Annotated in this window: 13 protein-coding genes; all 13 read left to right on the top strand. The window is 68.4% G+C overall.

The genetic code is table 11. The features are described from left to right. Positions 1 to 127: 127 nt before the first annotated feature. The 13 genes from MDN94_RS37325 (at position 128) to MDN94_RS37265 (ending at position 17129) form a co-directional block, all read left to right on the top strand. Positions 128 to 1408 carry a DNA cytosine methyltransferase gene (locus MDN94_RS37325; RefSeq protein ID WP_482730194.1) on the top strand — a complete coding sequence of 427 codons (1281 nt, stop codon included), beginning with the start codon at positions 128 to 130 and terminating at the stop codon, positions 1406 to 1408. Between the two features lie 93 nt (positions 1409 to 1501). Beyond that, a complete protein-coding gene (locus tag MDN94_RS37320) occupies positions 1502 to 2143 on the top strand; it encodes a hypothetical protein (RefSeq protein ID WP_482730193.1) in 642 nt (213 codons plus the stop codon). 162 nt (positions 2144 to 2305) lie between these two features. Continuing rightward, complete coding sequence (locus MDN94_RS37315; protein ID WP_482730192.1) at positions 2306 to 2887, top strand: hypothetical protein; 582 nt, start codon at positions 2306 to 2308, stop codon at positions 2885 to 2887. Positions 2888 to 3118: 231 nt separating this feature from the next. Continuing rightward, the gene (locus MDN94_RS37310; RefSeq protein ID WP_482730191.1) at positions 3119 to 4114 is read left to right on the top strand and encodes a conjugal transfer protein; all 996 of its coding nucleotides are present in this window, start codon (positions 3119 to 3121) and stop codon (positions 4112 to 4114) included. After that, the gene (locus MDN94_RS37305; protein WP_467233476.1) at positions 4114 to 4410 is read left to right on the top strand and encodes a hypothetical protein; all 297 of its coding nucleotides are present in this window, start codon (positions 4114 to 4116) and stop codon (positions 4408 to 4410) included. The genes MDN94_RS37310 and MDN94_RS37305 overlap by 1 nt, the downstream gene beginning before the upstream one ends. Positions 4411 to 4490: 80 nt before the next feature. Beyond that, positions 4491 to 4922 carry a hypothetical protein gene (locus tag MDN94_RS37300; RefSeq protein ID WP_482730190.1) on the top strand — a complete coding sequence of 144 codons (432 nt, stop codon included), beginning with the start codon at positions 4491 to 4493 and terminating at the stop codon, positions 4920 to 4922. Further along, entirely contained in the window at positions 4922 to 7561 is a 2640-nt protein-coding gene (locus MDN94_RS37295; RefSeq protein ID WP_482730239.1) for an ATP-binding protein, read from the top strand. The genes MDN94_RS37300 and MDN94_RS37295 overlap by 1 nt, the downstream gene beginning before the upstream one ends. Before the next feature lie 304 nt (positions 7562 to 7865). Then, positions 7866 to 10409 (top strand): hypothetical protein, encoded by a 2544-nt coding sequence (locus MDN94_RS37290; RefSeq protein WP_482730189.1) that lies wholly within the window; start codon positions 7866 to 7868, stop codon positions 10407 to 10409. Further along, on the top strand, positions 10406 to 11548 hold the full coding sequence (locus MDN94_RS37285; protein WP_482730188.1) for a C40 family peptidase: 1143 nt from the start codon (positions 10406 to 10408) through the stop codon (positions 11546 to 11548). The genes MDN94_RS37290 and MDN94_RS37285 overlap by 4 nt, the downstream gene beginning before the upstream one ends. Before the next feature lie 263 nt (positions 11549 to 11811). After that, positions 11812 to 12108, top strand: coding sequence for a hypothetical protein (locus MDN94_RS37280; RefSeq protein ID WP_482730187.1), 297 nt, complete (start codon positions 11812 to 11814; stop codon positions 12106 to 12108). A gap of 11 nt (positions 12109 to 12119) precedes the next feature. Then, complete coding sequence (locus MDN94_RS37275) at positions 12120 to 14738, top strand: ATP/GTP-binding protein (RefSeq protein WP_482730186.1); 2619 nt, start codon at positions 12120 to 12122, stop codon at positions 14736 to 14738. Beyond that, complete coding sequence (locus MDN94_RS37270) at positions 14735 to 15679, top strand: replication-relaxation family protein (protein ID WP_482730185.1); 945 nt, start codon at positions 14735 to 14737, stop codon at positions 15677 to 15679. The genes MDN94_RS37275 and MDN94_RS37270 overlap by 4 nt, the downstream gene beginning before the upstream one ends. 316 nt (positions 15680 to 15995) lie before the next feature. Further along, a complete protein-coding gene (locus MDN94_RS37265) occupies positions 15996 to 17129 on the top strand; it encodes a PLL family lectin (protein ID WP_482730184.1) in 1134 nt (377 codons plus the stop codon). Positions 17130 to 17614 lie beyond the last annotated feature (485 nt).

Here is a 17614-nt window from a genome sequence, read left to right as displayed (position 1 = left end):
CTGTTCTGATGCGTACCTGCGGGTCCTACGACCCAAGAGAGCATATTTAGATCCACCAGAGAGCATATTTAGATGCTTGGGCGCGGCGGCAACCGCTCCCTCCCAACCCACCATCACGGAGCCACAGATGGCCTTCTACATCCCCTTGCTGTCCAGAAGCGACCTCGACTTCACCGACCTGTTCTGCGGAGCAGGCGGCAGCTCCACCGGGCTCGTCGAGACCGGTTACATCCTGCGCCTGGCCGCCAACCACGACCCCATCGCCATCAAGACCCACATCGCCAACCACCCGATGGCAGACCACATCTGCGCCGACCTCAACAACTACGACAAGCGGCGCCTCCCCCGGACACGAATCCTCTGGGGCTCCCCCATCTGCACCGAGATCGCGCCCGCCGGCGGGCGAAAGAGGACGTACGGCCAGACGGCGCTGGACGTCGACGGCGTGGCCGCACCGGAGACGTTCGAGAGGACGCGGGCAACGGCACTCGACATCATCGCCGCGGTCGACGTGCACCGGTACGACGTCGTCCTGTGCGAGAACGTCCTCGAGTTCGCCACAGACTGGGAGCTGTTCGACTGGTGGCTCAACGGCATGAAGATCCTCGGGTACAACCACCAGATCGTCTGCGCGTCATCCGCCCACCTCGGCGGCACCGACAACCCTCTCGCACCCCAACTTCGAGACCGTCTGTACGTCTGCTTCACCCGCGAAGGCATCCCGCTGCCCGATCTCGAGGTACGCCCGGAGGCGATCTGTCCTGAATGCGGGCCCGTGAAGGCGCTCCAGGTGTGGCGTAACCCGCGCCGCCGCAAGATCGGCAAGTGGGGCGAGCAGTACGACTACCGGTGCCCCAACACCGTGTGCGGCGGACTCATCCTGGAGCCGATCACCCGCCCCGTCGCCGAGATCATCGACTGGACCCTGGAAGGTCAGCGCGTCGGCGACGGCCGCCCCAAGCGAAAAGTGTTCACTCCCTACGCGGACTCGACCAAGGAGCGCATCGCCTACGGGCTGGAGCGGTTCGGCGACGACCCCCACATTGCGATGCTCCGCCGCAACGGCACCGCCATTCCAGTCACCGGCGCGGTCCCGGCTCTCGCAGCGCAGGGACGGCACCACGCGCTGATCATCCCGAACGGACGCAAAGGGGCGCCGCGCACCACCGCCCAGCCGCTGACGACCATCGCGACCAAGCAGCACCATTCGCTCGTACGACCGGCCGCGACAGTCGACGACTGCACCATCCGCATGCTCGACACGAAGGAGCTGATGTCCTGCCAGCGTTTCCCCAAGGAGTACATCGTCCACGGCAACCAGACGCAGCGGATTCTCCAGGCCGGCAACGCCGTCAGCGTCAACGCTGCCCGCTGGCTCGGTGAGCGCATCCTCCCCTGCCTCGCCTGACCCCCTGCTCCCCGGCTTCCAAGGCGGCAACCGACGAAGCCGGGGCCGGACCAACCCACCATCGCCCCGCTGGGGCGCTCGAAGGAGCTCGTCATGCCTCTCCACCCGCTTCGCCCTCCCCTGTGTGTCGTCCAGGCCACGATCGCCGACGAAGACGGACAGCGCCGGACCGTCACCCGCTGCTCCCTTGCAGCACCGTTCGGGACGCCTGCCTGGCAAATGCCGATCATCTCGGGGTACCTCGTTCACCAGCGCCGCAGCGACCTGGCCCCCTCCAGCGACAGCTTCCGCACCTACCTCGAGGACCGCCGCACATCACCCGTGCCTGCGCCGCACCTGCCCTACGCTCACGCCGCCTGGCACGACACCCGAGTGACCTGCCTGATCGACATCGCACTCACCGCCAAGGGGCCCATGGGCTGGCCGGCCGTGTCCCTCGTCGTCATGCAGCAGGAAGTCGGCCGCGGCCGCTGCTCCTGGAGCGGCATCGAGCGACGGATCGGGTACTACTCGGTGATCCAGTACACGCAGCAGGAGATCCTCAGTGAGGAGCTCCGCATCCGAGAACGACTGCGCAAGTGCGACGACGAGGGCCTGCGGGATGTGCACGACCTCGCCGCGCACGTCGCGTCCTGGACGGAGAAGGTCCACGCTGCGGCCCAGGCCGACTACACCTCGTCGCGTGCGAAGGACGTTCGGGCGGCCAGTGCTCGAGGGACGCGGCATCCGCGCTGAGCGCGGCCGACCAAGAGACGAGTGATGGCCGGTGGCAGCACCATCACCGGTGTCGATCCGGGCGGCAACCCGATCGAGCGTGCCACCGGCCATCTGACTCCAACCCACCAGGTCGAAGTGGTGCCAGTGTAGTGTCCAGCAGCTGTACAACGAGGAGGCCCGATGGTGAAGCCACGCCGGCCCGAGGCCCGCGTGGTCGACGGACGCCGCGTGGTGAATCGCGATTGGATCGCCGAACGCACCGGCGCCGGGACGTCGACCATCAATCGCTGGTACGCCTCCCGCAAGAACCCCGGGGGCAGGGAATCGGAGCAGGAGCAGCCGGACCCTCCCTTCCCGGAGAAGGCCTGCACGATCGACCGTGTCGACTTCTTCGACGCTGAGCAGTTCGAGGCCTTCTACGCTGCCCATCGCGCACGGAAGAGACAGCGGATTCTTCCCACGAGCGCGGCTCTGTACGAGGGGAGCCGGGACGACTTGGTCTCCATCAACGATGCCGCCCGCTTGCTGCACTTCGCCGGCGCCGGCGTCATCCGAAAGTACCTGCGGGTTAACCCTGGCTACTTCCCTGCCCCGGCTGGCACCGTGACCGGTCCATCCGGCCGTGACATTCCCGCCTTCCGCCGCGGTGATCTCCAGGCTTTCGCCCGTCGACGGGACGGCGACAACACTGGGGCCGCAGGCCGCCGTCCAGCAGGTGCCGGGACCAGGACCCGTACGGGATCACCGACGGAACCCGGGTAGGCAGAGCAGATGCCTGGGCCTGCCCGCCGTCCTTCCGGTTCTGCAGTCTTCCCTCCGCTTCTGACCTGCATCGGGGAGTAGACATCCGCCCGCTCCCTGCCCACTCCTCGCTACTCCCAGCGCAGATCGCTGCCTTCTCGTGATGTTCCAAGCTCTCAACGGGGAGTGGAACAGGGAGTAGCCCAGGGCTCCATAGAGGCGTTCCCTTTCGTCTCGAGTTCTGGAGTCCTCATGCCTACTTCTCTGCGGCGCAGGTCCGTAGAGCCTGGCGGGGGCAGCCCCCTGCGCCGGGTGATCCGCCTGCGTCCTGCGCGCCGCGGCGTGGTCGTCGCGCGGGCCGTCGCCTGGGTGGCCCTCGCCACTGGCCCCGCCGCCCTCGTCGTCTCCCAGCTTCCTGGCACGGTCGCGCCTTCTGCGCAACCGGCGGCCGCCGCGGCCCCGGCGGTGCGCAGCGTCGACCCGTCCGGCGTGGCCGAGTTGTTCTGCGACTTGTGGCTGCGCAGCGATGCGCGGATGCCGGACAGCGACATTGCGCAGAGCGTGCGCGCCTTTGCGCCGGCGGTGGATCTCCCCCGGAGCGGTGCGCAGGGTGATGCGCAGCGTGTGGTGCGCACGGTGAGCGTGCGCAGTGCGGAGTTGGAGGACGGCCGTTGGTCGGTCGTGGTCGCTGCGCACTTCCAGCGTGCGGCCGGCCGGGACGGTGCCCAGACGTCGGTGCGGTACTTCGCCGTCCCGGTCACTGTGTCGTCGGCGTCGGGCGGTGCGGGTGCGTTCCGGGTTACAGGAGTCCCGGCGCAGGTCGCTGGGCCGCGATCCGTGGATGTGTCAGAGACCGAGTTCCCGCATGTCCTGCCGGTCCGTAGCGCGCTCGCGGTGACGCTGGGCGAGTTCTTCAACGCCTTCCTGGCTGATGTGGGCCGGGTGGACCGGTACTTGGCGCCGGGCACGGAGCTGGCGGAGGTCGGGGGGTCCACGTACGAGTCGGTTCGGCTGGACGAGGTCGCTGCAGCTGCCGGGGTCGCTGACGGTGCGGTGCCTGCTGACGGCACGAGGGTGCGTGTCCAGGCGCGGGTGACTGCGCACGGACCGGATCAGGCGCGGATGCCGTTGCGGTACACCGTCGTGGTGGCCGCGCGGTCGGGCCGGTGGGAAGTGTCGTCCCTTGAGGCTGGTGCTCAGGCCGCGCCGATGCGCACGGCGCCGAGTGCGCAGGGGGGTGCGCAGTGATGCGCAGTGTCCAGTTGGCGGGAGCGCTGGAGGACTTCGGCGACGGTCTGATCGATACGGCGGGGTCATGGGGCGATCGGATCCTCCCGGTCGCGCTGATCATCCTTGTCGTCATCACGATCTTCCGCAGGATGTCGTTCAAGGCCGGCATCGGTGCGCTTATCGCCATGGTTCTGGCCCTGGGTATCTACAACTCGCGCGACAGCCTGTCGGAGATGGTCGAGGACGAGGTCAACAACCCGGCGGGTTCGACCGGTGTCGAGCAGGCCCCGGGCGGGGCGGGGAGTAAGCCGTGAGCGGGCAGCGGCCGAGGGTCGCTCGTGTATACACAGCGGCGCGGCGTCATCCGTGGGTCCTGGGCAAGCTTGGTGACTGGGTGATCTGGTTCGGTCCCTACACCCCGGCGCAGTTGGTGGTCATGGGTGGCGGTGCCCTCGTGCTCATCTACACCTTCTCCTGGTGGGCCTGGCTAGGACCGGTGCCGATTGCGGCGTGGGGGGTGGCGATCTGGGCTGTTCGAGGGGCGCAGATCGGTGGGCGCTCTCCCGCCCCTGCATTCCTCGGCTGGGTGACGTTGCTGGCGCAGCATCCAGCCGGCCGGATCGGCGGCCGCGTGGCCCGGGACCGTCGCGCTGTCAGCCTCACCGGTTCGGTCGTCATTGAGGAGGCACTGGCACCGATCTCTGGTGGAAAGGCGATACCGCCACGCCGCGGTCCGGTGGCGGCGACGTCGCCGGTGGGTCCGGCCAGTGGGCTGGCGCGGCTGCTCGCCGAGGCCGGCGAGCGCGTGACGGTGGGGAGGTCATGATGCGAGTTCCCTTCCGGCACATCGCCGGGAACCTGGTGTGGTCGACGAGCGGTGTCTGGGCGGTGTGGCGGGTGGATGCCACCGGCGGCCGCTACGTCCCCGCCCGGGTCCGGGATGAATTGCTGGATCGTGTGACGGGTCTGGTGCGGTCCCTGTCCGGTGCGCCAAGGCTGTATGGCCTGGCCGCTCGGGTTGATCCGGGTGAGAATGCCGAGCAGATGGTCGACGGAGTCGACTGGGAGAGTCGTCCGGCGTGGGCGGAGACCACGGCTGCGTGCCTGGACATGCTCACTGGGCAGGAGATGCATCAGCGCACGCTCTGGCTGGCTGTTCCGCTCGACGCCGATCAGGGTGGGCTCGGGGTCGCGGTGGGGGCCGCCCGCGCTGAGTTCGAGGATCTGTTGGGGCTCGATCCGAAGCCGGTGTCTGCGTCGGCCGTAGCGGACATGGCTGAGCGCGCCCGGCGCGTGGAGGCCGAGATCGGCGGCGGGATGGCCATGCGGGCCGCCCGTCCGGCGGAGATCGTTTGGATGGTTCAGCACTCGATTCACCGGGGGTTGGAGGAGCCCCTGCTGTCAGATGCCGAGGACTCATCCCTGTTCGAGAGCCGGGTGGCGGCCGGCACGCTACGGTCTCCGTCGTACGCGGAGCTCGGCCAGGTCCGGCTGCTGGAGGGTGGTCAGTCCCCTGCGCCGGGAGAGCTCGATGACCAGGACGCCGCGCGGGCGAAGCAGCGGGACCGGCCGAAGGCGCTGCGCTCTTGGTGGCGTGGGAGCGGGACGTCACCTCTGGGCAGGCGGTGGCTCCAGGTCGAGTGCGAGGCAGGAATCGGATACCAGGCGCACCTTCCTCTCGCCGAGATGCCAGCTGCGCGGACGGTGGAGTCCTCAGATCTGCTTGCCCAGTTGGAGGCTCTCGACTTTCCGGTCGACTTCACGGTCGATCTTCACCTGATTCCGGCGAGCCGGGCCAAGGAGCAGGTGCAGCGGAAGAAGAAGGATCTGCTCGACCAGGCCGACCAGTACGGGGCGCAGCCGACGGGCATGCCGCATTCGCTGCCCGAGGCCGCTGGCGCCCTGGCGGAGGAGGACGAGCGGCTGTCGCAGACGAGTGTCGAGGTCGAGGTGCAGTCGGTGACCGTCTTGTCGGTGTGGGGGCCGACCGCGGAAGTGTGCGATGCCCGGGCCCGGGCGTTGTCGTCGCTGCTGTCCGGTGGGGACTATCGGGCGGTGCGTCCGCACGGGATGCAGGAGCACCTGTTCGTGCTGGGGCTGCCGGGTGCTGCACGGCCTCCGGCGGTGCGGGAGTTCGTGCAACATCAGCTGTCGGAGGACTGGGCTGCGTCCGGAGCGTTCACAAACACGCGGGTGGGCGATCCGACCGGAATGATGGTGGGCACCGACCTGGACTGCGGCACCGCGCGGCCGGTGCTGCTGAACATCGCGGACGCGCCGCAGCGTAATGCTTCCGCTTCCGTGGGCATCGTCGGTGATCTCGGCGCGGGCAAGAGTGTGCTGGCCAAGCTGCTGACCGCTGCCGTCGTTGACCGAGGCGGGCGGGCCATCGTCATCGACCGCACGCCCATCCGGGAGTGGGCCTCGTTCGCGACGTCGGCCGCTGGAGATCGGTGCCAGGTGATCGACGCAGCGCAGGCAGCGTTGTCGATCGATCCGCTGCGGGTGTTCCGCGGGCCTGTCGGGGCGCACTACGCGCTGTCCTATCTCACGCTGCAGCTCGGCGTGGGGCCCATGTCGGCCTCAGGAGCCGTGCTTCACCATGCCGTGGAGGAGGCAGCGGCCGGGGCCACGCCGTCGATGGCGACGGTATTGGACATCCTTCGCGAGCTCGCCAATGCGGGCAGCGGGCCGGCGACACGTCGGGATGCGGCGGCGACCGTGGCCGACCTTCTCGAGATCGTTGCCTCCAACCCGCTCGCCGCCATGGTTTTCGACTCGGGGCTGCCGCCGGTGACGCTGGAAGGCGATCTCGGCGCGGACATGGTGGTGGTGACCACCGCCGGCCTGACGCTGCCGCCGCGCGAGGCCTTCGCGAACATCGAGGTCCTGCGGCAGCAGCCGCTGGAAGCCCTGATCGGCCGGGCAGTGCTGTATCTGATCGCGGCGATCGCCAGGCAGGCCGCCTTCAGCGACCCGTCCCGGTTCTGCACCGTGGCCATGGACGAGGTCTACTGGCTCACCTCCTCGGCGGAGGGCAGCGCGCTCGTGCACGAGATCTTGCACGACGGCCGCAAGCACGGTGCCGGGTGCCTTCTCAGTGCGCACGACACCAGCGAGTTGGGCAAGGACGCGGGGCTTCTCGCGTACAAGGTCCTCGCGCGGACCAGCGACACCGCGCGTGCCCGCAAGGGACTGGAGTTCCTCGGGCTGGACAGCTCGTCGGAGGACCTCGTCCGGCTGGTCACCACGGGCTTGTCGCCGGTCGGCCAGAAGGGACGCGTCGGCGAGATGCTGCTACGCGACCCGCGGATGCAGGTCGGCCGGATCCGGGTGCACGTACCGCCCGTCCCGCGCATTCAGCAGGCGATCTTCACCACTCCTGACGCGACGGGCCGGCGCGGAGCGAAGAACGCGGCGGGCGGGCGCCCGGTGAAGGCCCGCACCGCGGGAGACGTGCAGTGAGGGGCGGGCGGGGAGCGGCGCCCATCAGGTCCTGGTGGCTGTGGCTGACCGGACTGACGTTGCTCGGGTGCCTGAGCGCGTCGTGGTGGCTGCCCTGCCCGCCCGCGCAGTCGGGGAAGCAAGGGCCGGACGGGGCCGGTCAGCATGCGAAGCCGTGCGACGACTTGGCGGGCTGTGGCGGTGTGGGCCGTGTTGGCGGGGTCGTTGGTTCGCGGGAGCAGCGCCTGTGGCTGCTCGGCTTCTCCAGTGCCGCCCTGGCGTCGGGTGCAGGACTGATCGTCACAGCGAGGCGGGGGAAGCCATGATGCGTATCGACAGGGGGCGGGCACGGTCTGCCGCTTGGGTGGCGATGCTGACGGTCGTGTTCCTGACGGTCAACAGCAGCGTCGCGCATGCTGCGGCCGGCGGTGGCGAGACGGGTGACTTCCTCGCACCGCTGAACGTGACCACCAGCGAAGGTGCGCCGATCAACGAATATGAGCTCGCCGCCTCAGGCGGGTCGCTGCTCAACATTGAAGGACAGAGCCTGACGTTCGTCCTCGGTGGCCTCTTCACGATCGTGCAGTTGCTCGTCGGGCTCGCCTGCTGGGCGATCGAGTTCGCCTTCAGCTTCCCGCTGTTCGGCATGCTGGCCGGTCCGGCGCAGCAGGTCTCCGACGCCTACGAGCGCGTCGTCGTCGACAGTCTGGGGCTGAAGGGCCTGCTGCTGTCGTGGGCGTTCGTTTTCGGTCTCGTCACCATGGTGCGCGGCCGTGTTGGTCGCGGGGTCGGGGAGATCCTGCTCACGCTGGTGATCGCGGCGCTGTCGGCGTCGGTACTGGTCCGTCCCGACTACCTGCTTTCCGACCAGGGGCCGCTGGTGCGCACCCAGCAGGCTGCGGCGGAAGTCGCGACGACGACAGTCAATTCCTACGACTGGGGCGGCAAGATCGCGTCGGGCGGGCCGTGCGACAACACGAGCGGAGGCGCGGAGCGGGCCTGCTACCAGCGTGAAGCGAGCACGGTGACGGCGGAGCAGGTGACCCGGCCCCTGCAGGACTCGGTGACCAACTCCTTGGTGGTGAAGCCGTACATGCTGCTGCAGTACGGGCGGATCCTCGATCCGGGTAAGGAGTCCGACCGGGCCGCGTACCAGGTGCATCTGAAGTGGGTCAGTGGCCGCTACCTGCCCGCCAGCAGCGAGGCCGACGACAAAGAGGACCAGGAGCGTGGCTGCGGTCTCCTCAGGGGCCCGGCAAAGGAGTACTGCCTCGACGAGGACAGCGGGCCGGCGGGCGAAGTGCCGGAGCTGACCCCTGGCGGCGAACTTCTGGAGGCCAGGACCCCTCTGGTCTCTGACGAGGACCGGCAGTTCGCAGCCTTCCTGAAGGATCTGGAGGCCGCCGGGCCCGTCGGCAAAGAATGCGCCGCGTACGCCAAAACCCCGACCTGGTGGCGCGTGGGTGGCGCCGCCCTGCTCCTGGTCGCCGCTCTGCTGATCTGCGCCCTGCTGCTGTCATCGGCCATGGTGCTGTTGGGGACGCAGGCAGCGAACGTAGGCGCCGCCACGGTCGGAGTCGTCACATTCGTGTGGGGCATGCTGCCCGGCCCGAGCCGCCAGGTGGTGTGGAAGTGGCTGGGGCTGTTCTGCATCAGCGTCATGGCCCTGTTCGTCATCTCCATGGGCATCCCGGCCCTGGCCATCGCCATGGACGTGATTCTCACTGACGGGCCCGAGCTGATGGTCGAGCGGCTTCTGCTGCTGAACGCCCTGGCCATCGTCGGCCTCGTCTTCCATCGGCGCCTGCTCGCCGGTGTCTCCACGTTCGGCCAGCGCCTCACCATGCAGATGCGCTACGCCAAGGTCGGCGGCACGCACATGCTGGGCGACAGCTCGGAGATCGGCGCTGCGCTCGCGATGCACGGGTCCGGCGGTAGCCGGGGCGGTCTTCAGGTCGGCCCGTCCCGTGCGCTCAACGCGTTCGGATTCCGTCACCAGATGCTCGGCAGCCTCGCTGCGATGGCCGACGGCGGCGGCACCCCCGGCGATCCGAGCCGGCTGCTCGGCGACGCCCGGACAGAGGCCCGTCGCGGGCTGGCTCCACTCACTCTCGGCCTGCGCGGCGGCCGCCTGGCACTCCGCGGAGCGCACGCGGCGCTCATCGGACCCAAGCCCCCGCAGGAAGACCCGTCGCTGCAGTTGCTGCGCGCCATCGCCGAAGGCGACGGGAGCCGTCGGGGCCAGGGACACGGTGACGACCCGGGTGGCCTGACCGTCAACCACCGCACTGGCGAGGTTCTGCACGACCCTGAGACCGATCGTCCGCTGCTCGGCGGGCGCATCCATCAGCGCGCGTCACGGTTCCGGGGCTACCGAGTGGCCGCTCGAGCGGCGCAACTCGGGTACGGAGCAACGCTGGGGCTGCCACGGAACGTGCGCACCGCCCGGATCGGGGCAACGCAGTTCACGCAGGACGCGCGGACACAGTTGCGGGTGGCGGCCAATCAGGTCCGCAACGACGCCGACCGTTGGCAAGGCATCGCCAGGAACGCGGCGAGCCGAGTCGACTCTGTCTCCCAGCGGGCCGCAGTCGCCTGGCGCCTGTCCGACCCCGCGGGCCGCGCGCGGGACCTGGTCCGTGACGCGGCGGTCGGCGCCGCTCTGTACGCCTCGACACACGAGGGAACAGGCGGCGGAGCACAGACGACAGCAGCTGTGCGCCTGGAGGACCGTTCGGTCGATGCTCGCGACCGTGTGCTCGATGCCCTCAACCACACCCGGGGCGTCAGGCCCAGCAACCCGTCGGGGGGAGCCAGCCGTGACGAGGACGAGTTCGACTGGGATGCCTGGGAGGGCGGTGAGTCATGAGGGCCTGGCGGAAGGCCGGGTGCCTCGGTGTGCTGCTGATCATGTGCGCCGCCGGATGCGCTGTGCCGGTGCTGGGCGCCATGTCCGCGGTGCGCGGCGGGTCGCTGGCTCTCGGCGGGGAGGCGACTGCCGATCTGGGAGGCGGTGCTCCAGGAATACCCGAGCGGATGCTCAAGGCCTACAAGAACGCTGTGCCGCAGATCAGCTCCGCGGTAAAGGGCTGTAAGGGGATGCGGTGGCCTGTGTTGGCCGGCATCGCACGGATCGAGTCGAATCACGCCGCCGGCAGGGCGGTGACCGGCTCGGGGGACATCCGGCCGCCGATCCTCGGGCCCGTGCTCGACGGTTCGGGGGTCGGTGGAAACGTCACCGCGTTCCCGGACACCGACGGCGGGCGGTGGGACCAGGACGGGCGGTTCGAGAGGGCGGTCGGCCCATTCCAGTTCCTGCCCGAAACGTTCAAGGCGTTCGGGCGGGACGGAAACAAGGACGGCACGGTCGATCCGCACAACGCCGACGATGCTGCTGTGTCCGCCGGGGTGTACCTGTGCGGTGAGGGGCGAGACCTGGGCAAGCGCGATCAGCTGAGGAAGGCCTTGTTCGCGTACAACCATTCGGACGCCTACGTGGCTGACGTCCTTGGCTGGATCGACCAGTACACCGCTGCCGCCCAGTCCGTCCCGGGACTTGGCAGTGTGACGGGCACGGTGAAGACGGTGCTGGAGGCCGCGCTTGGGCAACAGGGGGTGCCCTATTCCTGGGGCGGCGGCAATGCCCAAGGTCCTTCCAGGGGAATCTGCTGCTCCCCGGGCGGACAGAACGGCGCGGCCGTCGTCGGGTTCGACTGCTCAGGACTGACCTTGTACGCCTTCGCGCGTGCGGGGGTGTCCCTGCCACGTACCGCCGCGGCGCAGGCGGGTGTCGGCGAGCGGATTCCCGCGTCCGCGGGATTCGGGTCGCTCAAGCCAGGTGACCTGGTGTTCTACGGCTACCTCCCCAACGACAACAGCACGATCCGCCACGTGGGCATCTACCTCGGCAACGGACAGATGGTGAACGCTCCCCGGCCGGGTGCCCCCGTGCGCGTCGACCCCGTAACCGCCATGCCCGACTACGCCGGAGGGGCCCGCCTGCTGTGATCTCATCATCACGACCGGTCCGAAGGCTGCTCCTTGCTGCTGGCGTACTCGCGAGCATCGGTTGCGCCTTGCTGGTGACTTCGCTCTCTCCCAGCGGACCCGATCCCCACGAGCTCGCATCCGGCGTTCAGCCGGTCGATCCTTCGTCCCCTCCTGCCGCCCCGTCTCCGACTCGATCTGATCACCGTTCGGGGACCCCTTCGGCCGACGGCTCGCTGACGCAGCTGCCGCCGCCGGGGTCCGGCCCCCAGGCTGATGCTGCGATGCAGCAGGCGCTGGACGCCGCGGTACCGCGAAACCTGCCCAAGTCCACCGAGCGCCGCCTGCGAAGCGTGGGCCGTCAGGTCTGGACGGCGGAGGTCACCGGAGTAGGCCGGGAGCGGTGGCCCGCGTACTTCACAAATTCCCGCCCTGCCCGTCGATACAGCCAGGTGCGGATCCAGGCCGTCATCGCCCGTCGTACGGACGGCGAGGCAGTTGTCCATCTGTTGTGGGCTGGCGCCGACCCGTTCGGCAACTACGCCGATGGCCGTCGCGCCACGGTCCGCTTCTCGCATTAAGGAGGAAGCTCGTGGACGCCGAGGCGATGACCCTGGCAGCCGACTCTGAAACAGGATCCTTGCTGATCGACCTGGTCAGCTGGATCTGCAGCGCCGGCCTGTGGTGCATGAACAACATGCTCTGGCTGGGCCTGGTGGGCATCGCCGTGGCCGGGGTGTGGCTCTTCGTGCAACGTCAGCTCGCTGCGCGCGCACTGATGCAGCGGTCGTGTGTCGAGCTTGTGCCGACGCGACAGTTCGAAACGACTCCGGAAGAGGTGCTGCGGTTCGGGACACAGCTGATCCGGGCGGCCAGCGCCGGCGAGTGGTGGACTCCTCGGTCGGCTCGATCGGTGCGTATCCGGCTGCGTTCGGACGGGGATACGCCGTTGCGGTATCAGGTGGAGGGTCCGTCCTCCGCTGAGCCTCTCCTGGTGCAGACGCCTTTCGGTCCTCGTGTGCGGACGCGGGTGACCCAGCCGGTGCGGGACAAGGTACGCACGCATACGGTTCGTGCGGTGTTCGCGTTGCACGGCCTGCCGGGGTCGGAGCTGCGGGAAGTTCCTCTGGAGCCCGACCCTCTGCAGCCCTTGATTGACGCGGTGGCGGATCTCCGTCCGGAACACGGGGACTTGGCGGAGGTATGTATCGATCTGTCGCCTGGCGTCCGATGGGGGTTGAAGGGACGACGCCGGCGCGTCCTGCAGACCGCCCGTGTGCGTGCTCGGCGTGAGGCACAGCGGGAAGCACGCTGGGCAACGGAGGACGCTTCCGCGATGGACGAGTCGCTCTTGTGGCAGCTGACGCAAATTCTCGCCCTGCGCAAGAGCCGTGACCGGCTGCTGATGTCCCCGCGGCCGCCGCGGATCGATCGGGACGCAGTGCTCGGCAAGCTGGCTGAGGACGTGGGCCTGGTGCGTGTGCAGATCATGGTGCGCTGCCAGTCGAACACCGTTGGGCGGGCGGAGCGGCGGCTGCGGCACCTCGAGGCGGCGCTCGACATCTTCGCCGCGCGTGTACGTATGTCGTCACTCGGCTGGGCGCTCGGCCCAATCCGTTTCGGCCCTGATCAGTGGCCGTGGCGAACCCGGTTCGACGCGCGGTGGGCCAGCGGACTGATACGGCCGGCCCGCGACTCGTGGGCGCGAGTGAGTGAGCTGGCCGGCCTGCTCAAGCCGCCAACCCGGCATGCCCGCCTGCCGCTGCTGCACAGCGACATCCCGAGCTACGTGCCCGGTGGGCAGCTGATCCCGCAGGGGTTCCACCGCGGCCCGGACGGCAGGAGGCGCCTGCTGGCCACCCGCGAAGACGACACCCTCTTCGAGGTCCAGGTCGGCAAGGCGGGCTGGGGAAAGACGATGCGGGCGCTGTGCCAAGCCACGGCTTCCGCCTACAACGGGCGGGGCGTGGCGTTCGTCGACCCGCACAAAGACTCGTGGGCGACCGTGGCACCGTACCTCGCTCGAGAAGACCTGATGCAGCAGGTCGACCTGTTCGACCTCACGATTCGGGGCGACCGCGAAGTGCTCGGTTGCTGGAACCCACTCGGAATGCATGGAGGTCAGGCCGGTCACGAGGTGGTGAACGCTCTCGTCGACGGCTTCGCAACGAGTCTGGGGTGGGGAGACGCCAACGCTCCGCGAGCCATCACAATCCTCACCAAGGCCGTGGAGGCGCTTGTCGCCTTCAACGCGCACGCTGTGGCCGCCAGGGAGCCGACGAGCCAGGCCACCGTGTTTCACATCAGGCCCCTGCTGACGGATCCCGAGTTCCGTATGAATGTCCTTGCTTGCCTGGGTGAGGGTTTCAAGGCGGAGGCTCGCTGGTGGAAGACGTCGTTCCCGGAGATCCCGAAGGACGCCTTGCCGACGGTGCTCAATCCTCTGGACCGCCTCGCGTCGTCGCCGGTCCTGAGGGCGTTCCTTGGTTCGCCGGTCGGCACGTACGACATTCGTCGGGCGATGGACGAGGCTCGCGTCGTGTGGATCTGCCCGCCCGGAAGCGGGCCGACGGACCGGCTGCTGCTGTCGCTGCTGGTACGGGACATGTTGCGGGCGGGCCTGTCGCGCCGCGACGTTCCAGAAAGCGCGCGCCGGCCGTTCCGCATCTACCTCGACGAACTCATCTCTCTCGACGGCGCCGCTTCTGTATCGCTCGCGCAGATCACGGAGCAGCTGAGGAAGTTCCGGGTGCGGCTCCATGCGATGTCTCAACTCCTGCACCGCATCAGCCCCGAGGTGCGAACCGCGCTGGTGCAGAACGCCTCCTGCTTGTCGACGACGGCTGGCTCGGTGGAAGCCATCAGGCACATCACGGATGAGTGGGGCGGCAGGGTGGAGGCAGCCGACGCGGCAGAGCTCGACCGTTTCGAGCACTGGGCTTCGTTCACCGTCCGGGGCAAGCGCATCGGGCCCGTACAGATTCGTGGGCCGCTCCTCGAAGAGGTATTCCCCGGACGGGCCGGCGACCAGAAGCAGATGGCGCGCCTCATGAGCGCGGCCCGCAGCAACACCGGAGCGGTGCCTCTCGCCGACCTGCTCGAGATCGCCGCCAACCAAGAGGGAGAGGTCCTAGCCTTCGCGGTCAGCCGTGTCGGCACTACGGCGGAGAACCACACCGATAGCGACGCAAACGAAGGGCAGTTCCAGTGACGATCGATGAGGAATTGGAGCAGACGCCTTCGGCTGCCCAGGAAACGGTCCCAGCCCAGAGCGGCTTGGAAGAAACTGCGCTCCGGCGGGCGCTGGTGCTGCTGGCCCAGCATCGCGTGCTGACCACTGCGCAGGTCCACGTCATGCTCAGCCCTGCCACCGGCCGCCGCCGGATCACCAGGCGCCTCGCCACCCTGGTGGAAGAGGGACTGGTCGGGCAGCACGGCGTGCGTCGAGGGCTCGAACAAATGTGGTTCCTCACCCCTCAAGGCGCCCGGTTGGTCAACGACTGGCCGGAGTTCCGCGGACGGACCGTGTTCGCTCCGGCCGACGGTTTCGACGCGTCGCTGCGGATCGCTCACACGCATGCGGTGGTGAGGGCTCATCTCGCCTTTCTGGCCGACGCACAGCGGCGAGGTGATGAGTACGGGCCGTTGGACTGGCTCCCGGAGACGGCCCACAAGCTCCCGGACTCGGGCGGTGAAGATCGGCTCGTGGCCGACGCGCTGCTGTACTACACGGCAACGGCTCCGCGGCGGGTGCAGTACCGCGCCTTTGTCGAGGTTGATCGCGCGACGATGAGTTCGGAGCGTCTGGCGCGGAAGTTGATCGCGTTCGCCCGGTTCTTCGATTATGCGCCTCAGCCGGTCGGTCGACGTGGCACCGTCGGTGACCAGGCTGCGGGACTTGCCTGGCAGCGCTTCTACCCGCGGTTTCCCAGGATCCTGTTTGTCTTGACGGGTGCCACGAGGCCAAGTCTCGAGCGCAGAATCGAGGATCTGCGGGCCATGGTCGCCGGGCATCCACTTGTTGCCGGCATGTCGTCGGAGGTCCCACTGGGCGCGGCCATCCTGGAGGACATCGAGACGCAGAGGCCGACATCGGCAGTGTGGACGCCTCTTGCCGGTACGGCGGAGCCGCGCTCGTGGATGGAGCTGTAGCACGCGTGCTGAACGGCGAGCCGTCAATTGCGGATGCTTCCGGGTGCCTCGCCGGTCGACGACTGTGGAGATCCTCGGTCAGACCGGTCGGGTGGACGACCCCCGCGGCCAGGACGGAACCCCAGGAGATATCGCCGGAGGTGTCACAGCGCCTGGTCCACTCCCACGGCCGTGTTCCTGCATGGCTTGAACAGTGCAGCCTTGGTGATGGTTAAACCTAATTTCACCCATTTGGCCTAATACTCCTGCCGACTGCGCATGCCGGAGGCAACCTGGCCGGGGCGCCAAGAGGGCGCTGGGAGCAAGGAGTTGAACGATGAAGCAACCTGTCACCAACCGCATCAGAGTCCATCCCAATCCGGATGGCCGCCTGGAAATCGTGGCGCGCGCTGGCGGGAAGGACGTTTATCACAGATGGCAAGTAGCGCCCAGCAACGGCCTGAACTCCGAAGGCTGGCAGCCTATGGGAGGGCTTGGCGACGGTGAGCCAGTCCTCGCGCAAAACGGAGACGGCCGGCTGGACATCTATCTGCGTGGCACCGACGGCAACCTTCACGTGAAGTGGCAGAAGGAACCTGGCGGGCCTTCCGGATGGGATCCTCCGGGCGGTGACTGGCGCAGCTTGGGACGGCCGGGCGTAGCGCTGGCCTCCGACCCCGTTGTGGCGGCGAACGCAGACGGTCGGCTTCACGTATTCGCCCGCTGCACCGACAACATCGTCTACCACACGTGGCAGAAGCCGGACAATACCGGCTATCTGGGCGTGTGGCATCCGCTGCCCGGGACTGTGTCGGGCGACCCCGTAGTCGCTCGGAACAACGACGGCCGACTGGAGGTCTTCGCGATCGACGCCGCTGGCGAGATGCGGCACATCTGGCAGTTTGGCGCCAACCAAGACCTCACGTGGAACGACAGCTGGGGTGCCCTGGAAGGAACAAAGGAGGGCAGTGCGGACATCCTGACGTTCGTCGGAAATCCGTCTGCTGGATTGAATCAGGACGGCAGGCTGGAGGCCTACGCCCTGGCGACCGACGGGCAGCTCTACCTAAGGTGGCAGTTCTTCGATGCCAGCGGCACGCACTGGAATCCGGAGGGCTGGAGGCTCCTTGGAAAGCCACCTACTGCGTCACTGGACAGCAACGTCGTAGTCGCCGAGAACCTTGACGGTCGACTGGAGATCTTCTGCCGCGGCTCAGACGGCGCCATTTGGCACATCTGGCAGCACGGTGTCAACGGCGATGGCGGCTGGTCCGGCCCGGCCCAGTGGGAATCGCTCGGCAACGGGAACCTGGTGAGCGCGCCCGCCGTGGCTCGTAACGCCGACGGGCGATTCGACGTCTACGCCCGTGCCACGGACTCAGCCATTTGGGTCCGATGGCAGGTTGCATCTGGCGGCGGATGGAACCCAGACGGCTGGCACTCGCTCGGTGGCGGGCTCATCGACTTCTGAACACGCCACTTGCACCACGAGGTCGGCCGCCTGGGCGGCCGACCTCAGCCACTCCCTCTATTTCCGGCCGGGCCGGTTCCAGCGTGAGGCGAACACCTCAGTGGCCCGCACGCCGGCGCTTCCGCTCGTACCCCTGCACTCGCTCGCCTTGCCACCTTGAACTGAGCCATAGGTGCTGCGATTTCAGCCGATGCCACGGCAAGTTGTGCACTTCCACACCCTGGACCAGCGCATTTGTGCAGTGGTGAGTGTCGGAACGCTTTCCGGCTCCCTACGGTGGCCTTGTACTGGCCTCATTCGCCACTGACCAGCGGCAACCGTCATCCAGTCGACCAGAGGGGGGTTCATGCGAGGCGCTCAGCGAGACAGGGACAGGCACAGGAGGGTGCATCTGACAGCCGTCAGTGCAGCCTGCGCAGCGCTGTTGCTTGCGGCGTGCAGCGGCGGAACTGAGGGAGCGGCCCGCGGGACGGCTTCATCCTCCC

The organism is Streptomyces sp. WAC00040, assembly GCF_056835925.1.
Note: the sequence above shows the minus strand (reverse complement) of the source record. Positions and strands in the feature narration are given on the sequence as shown.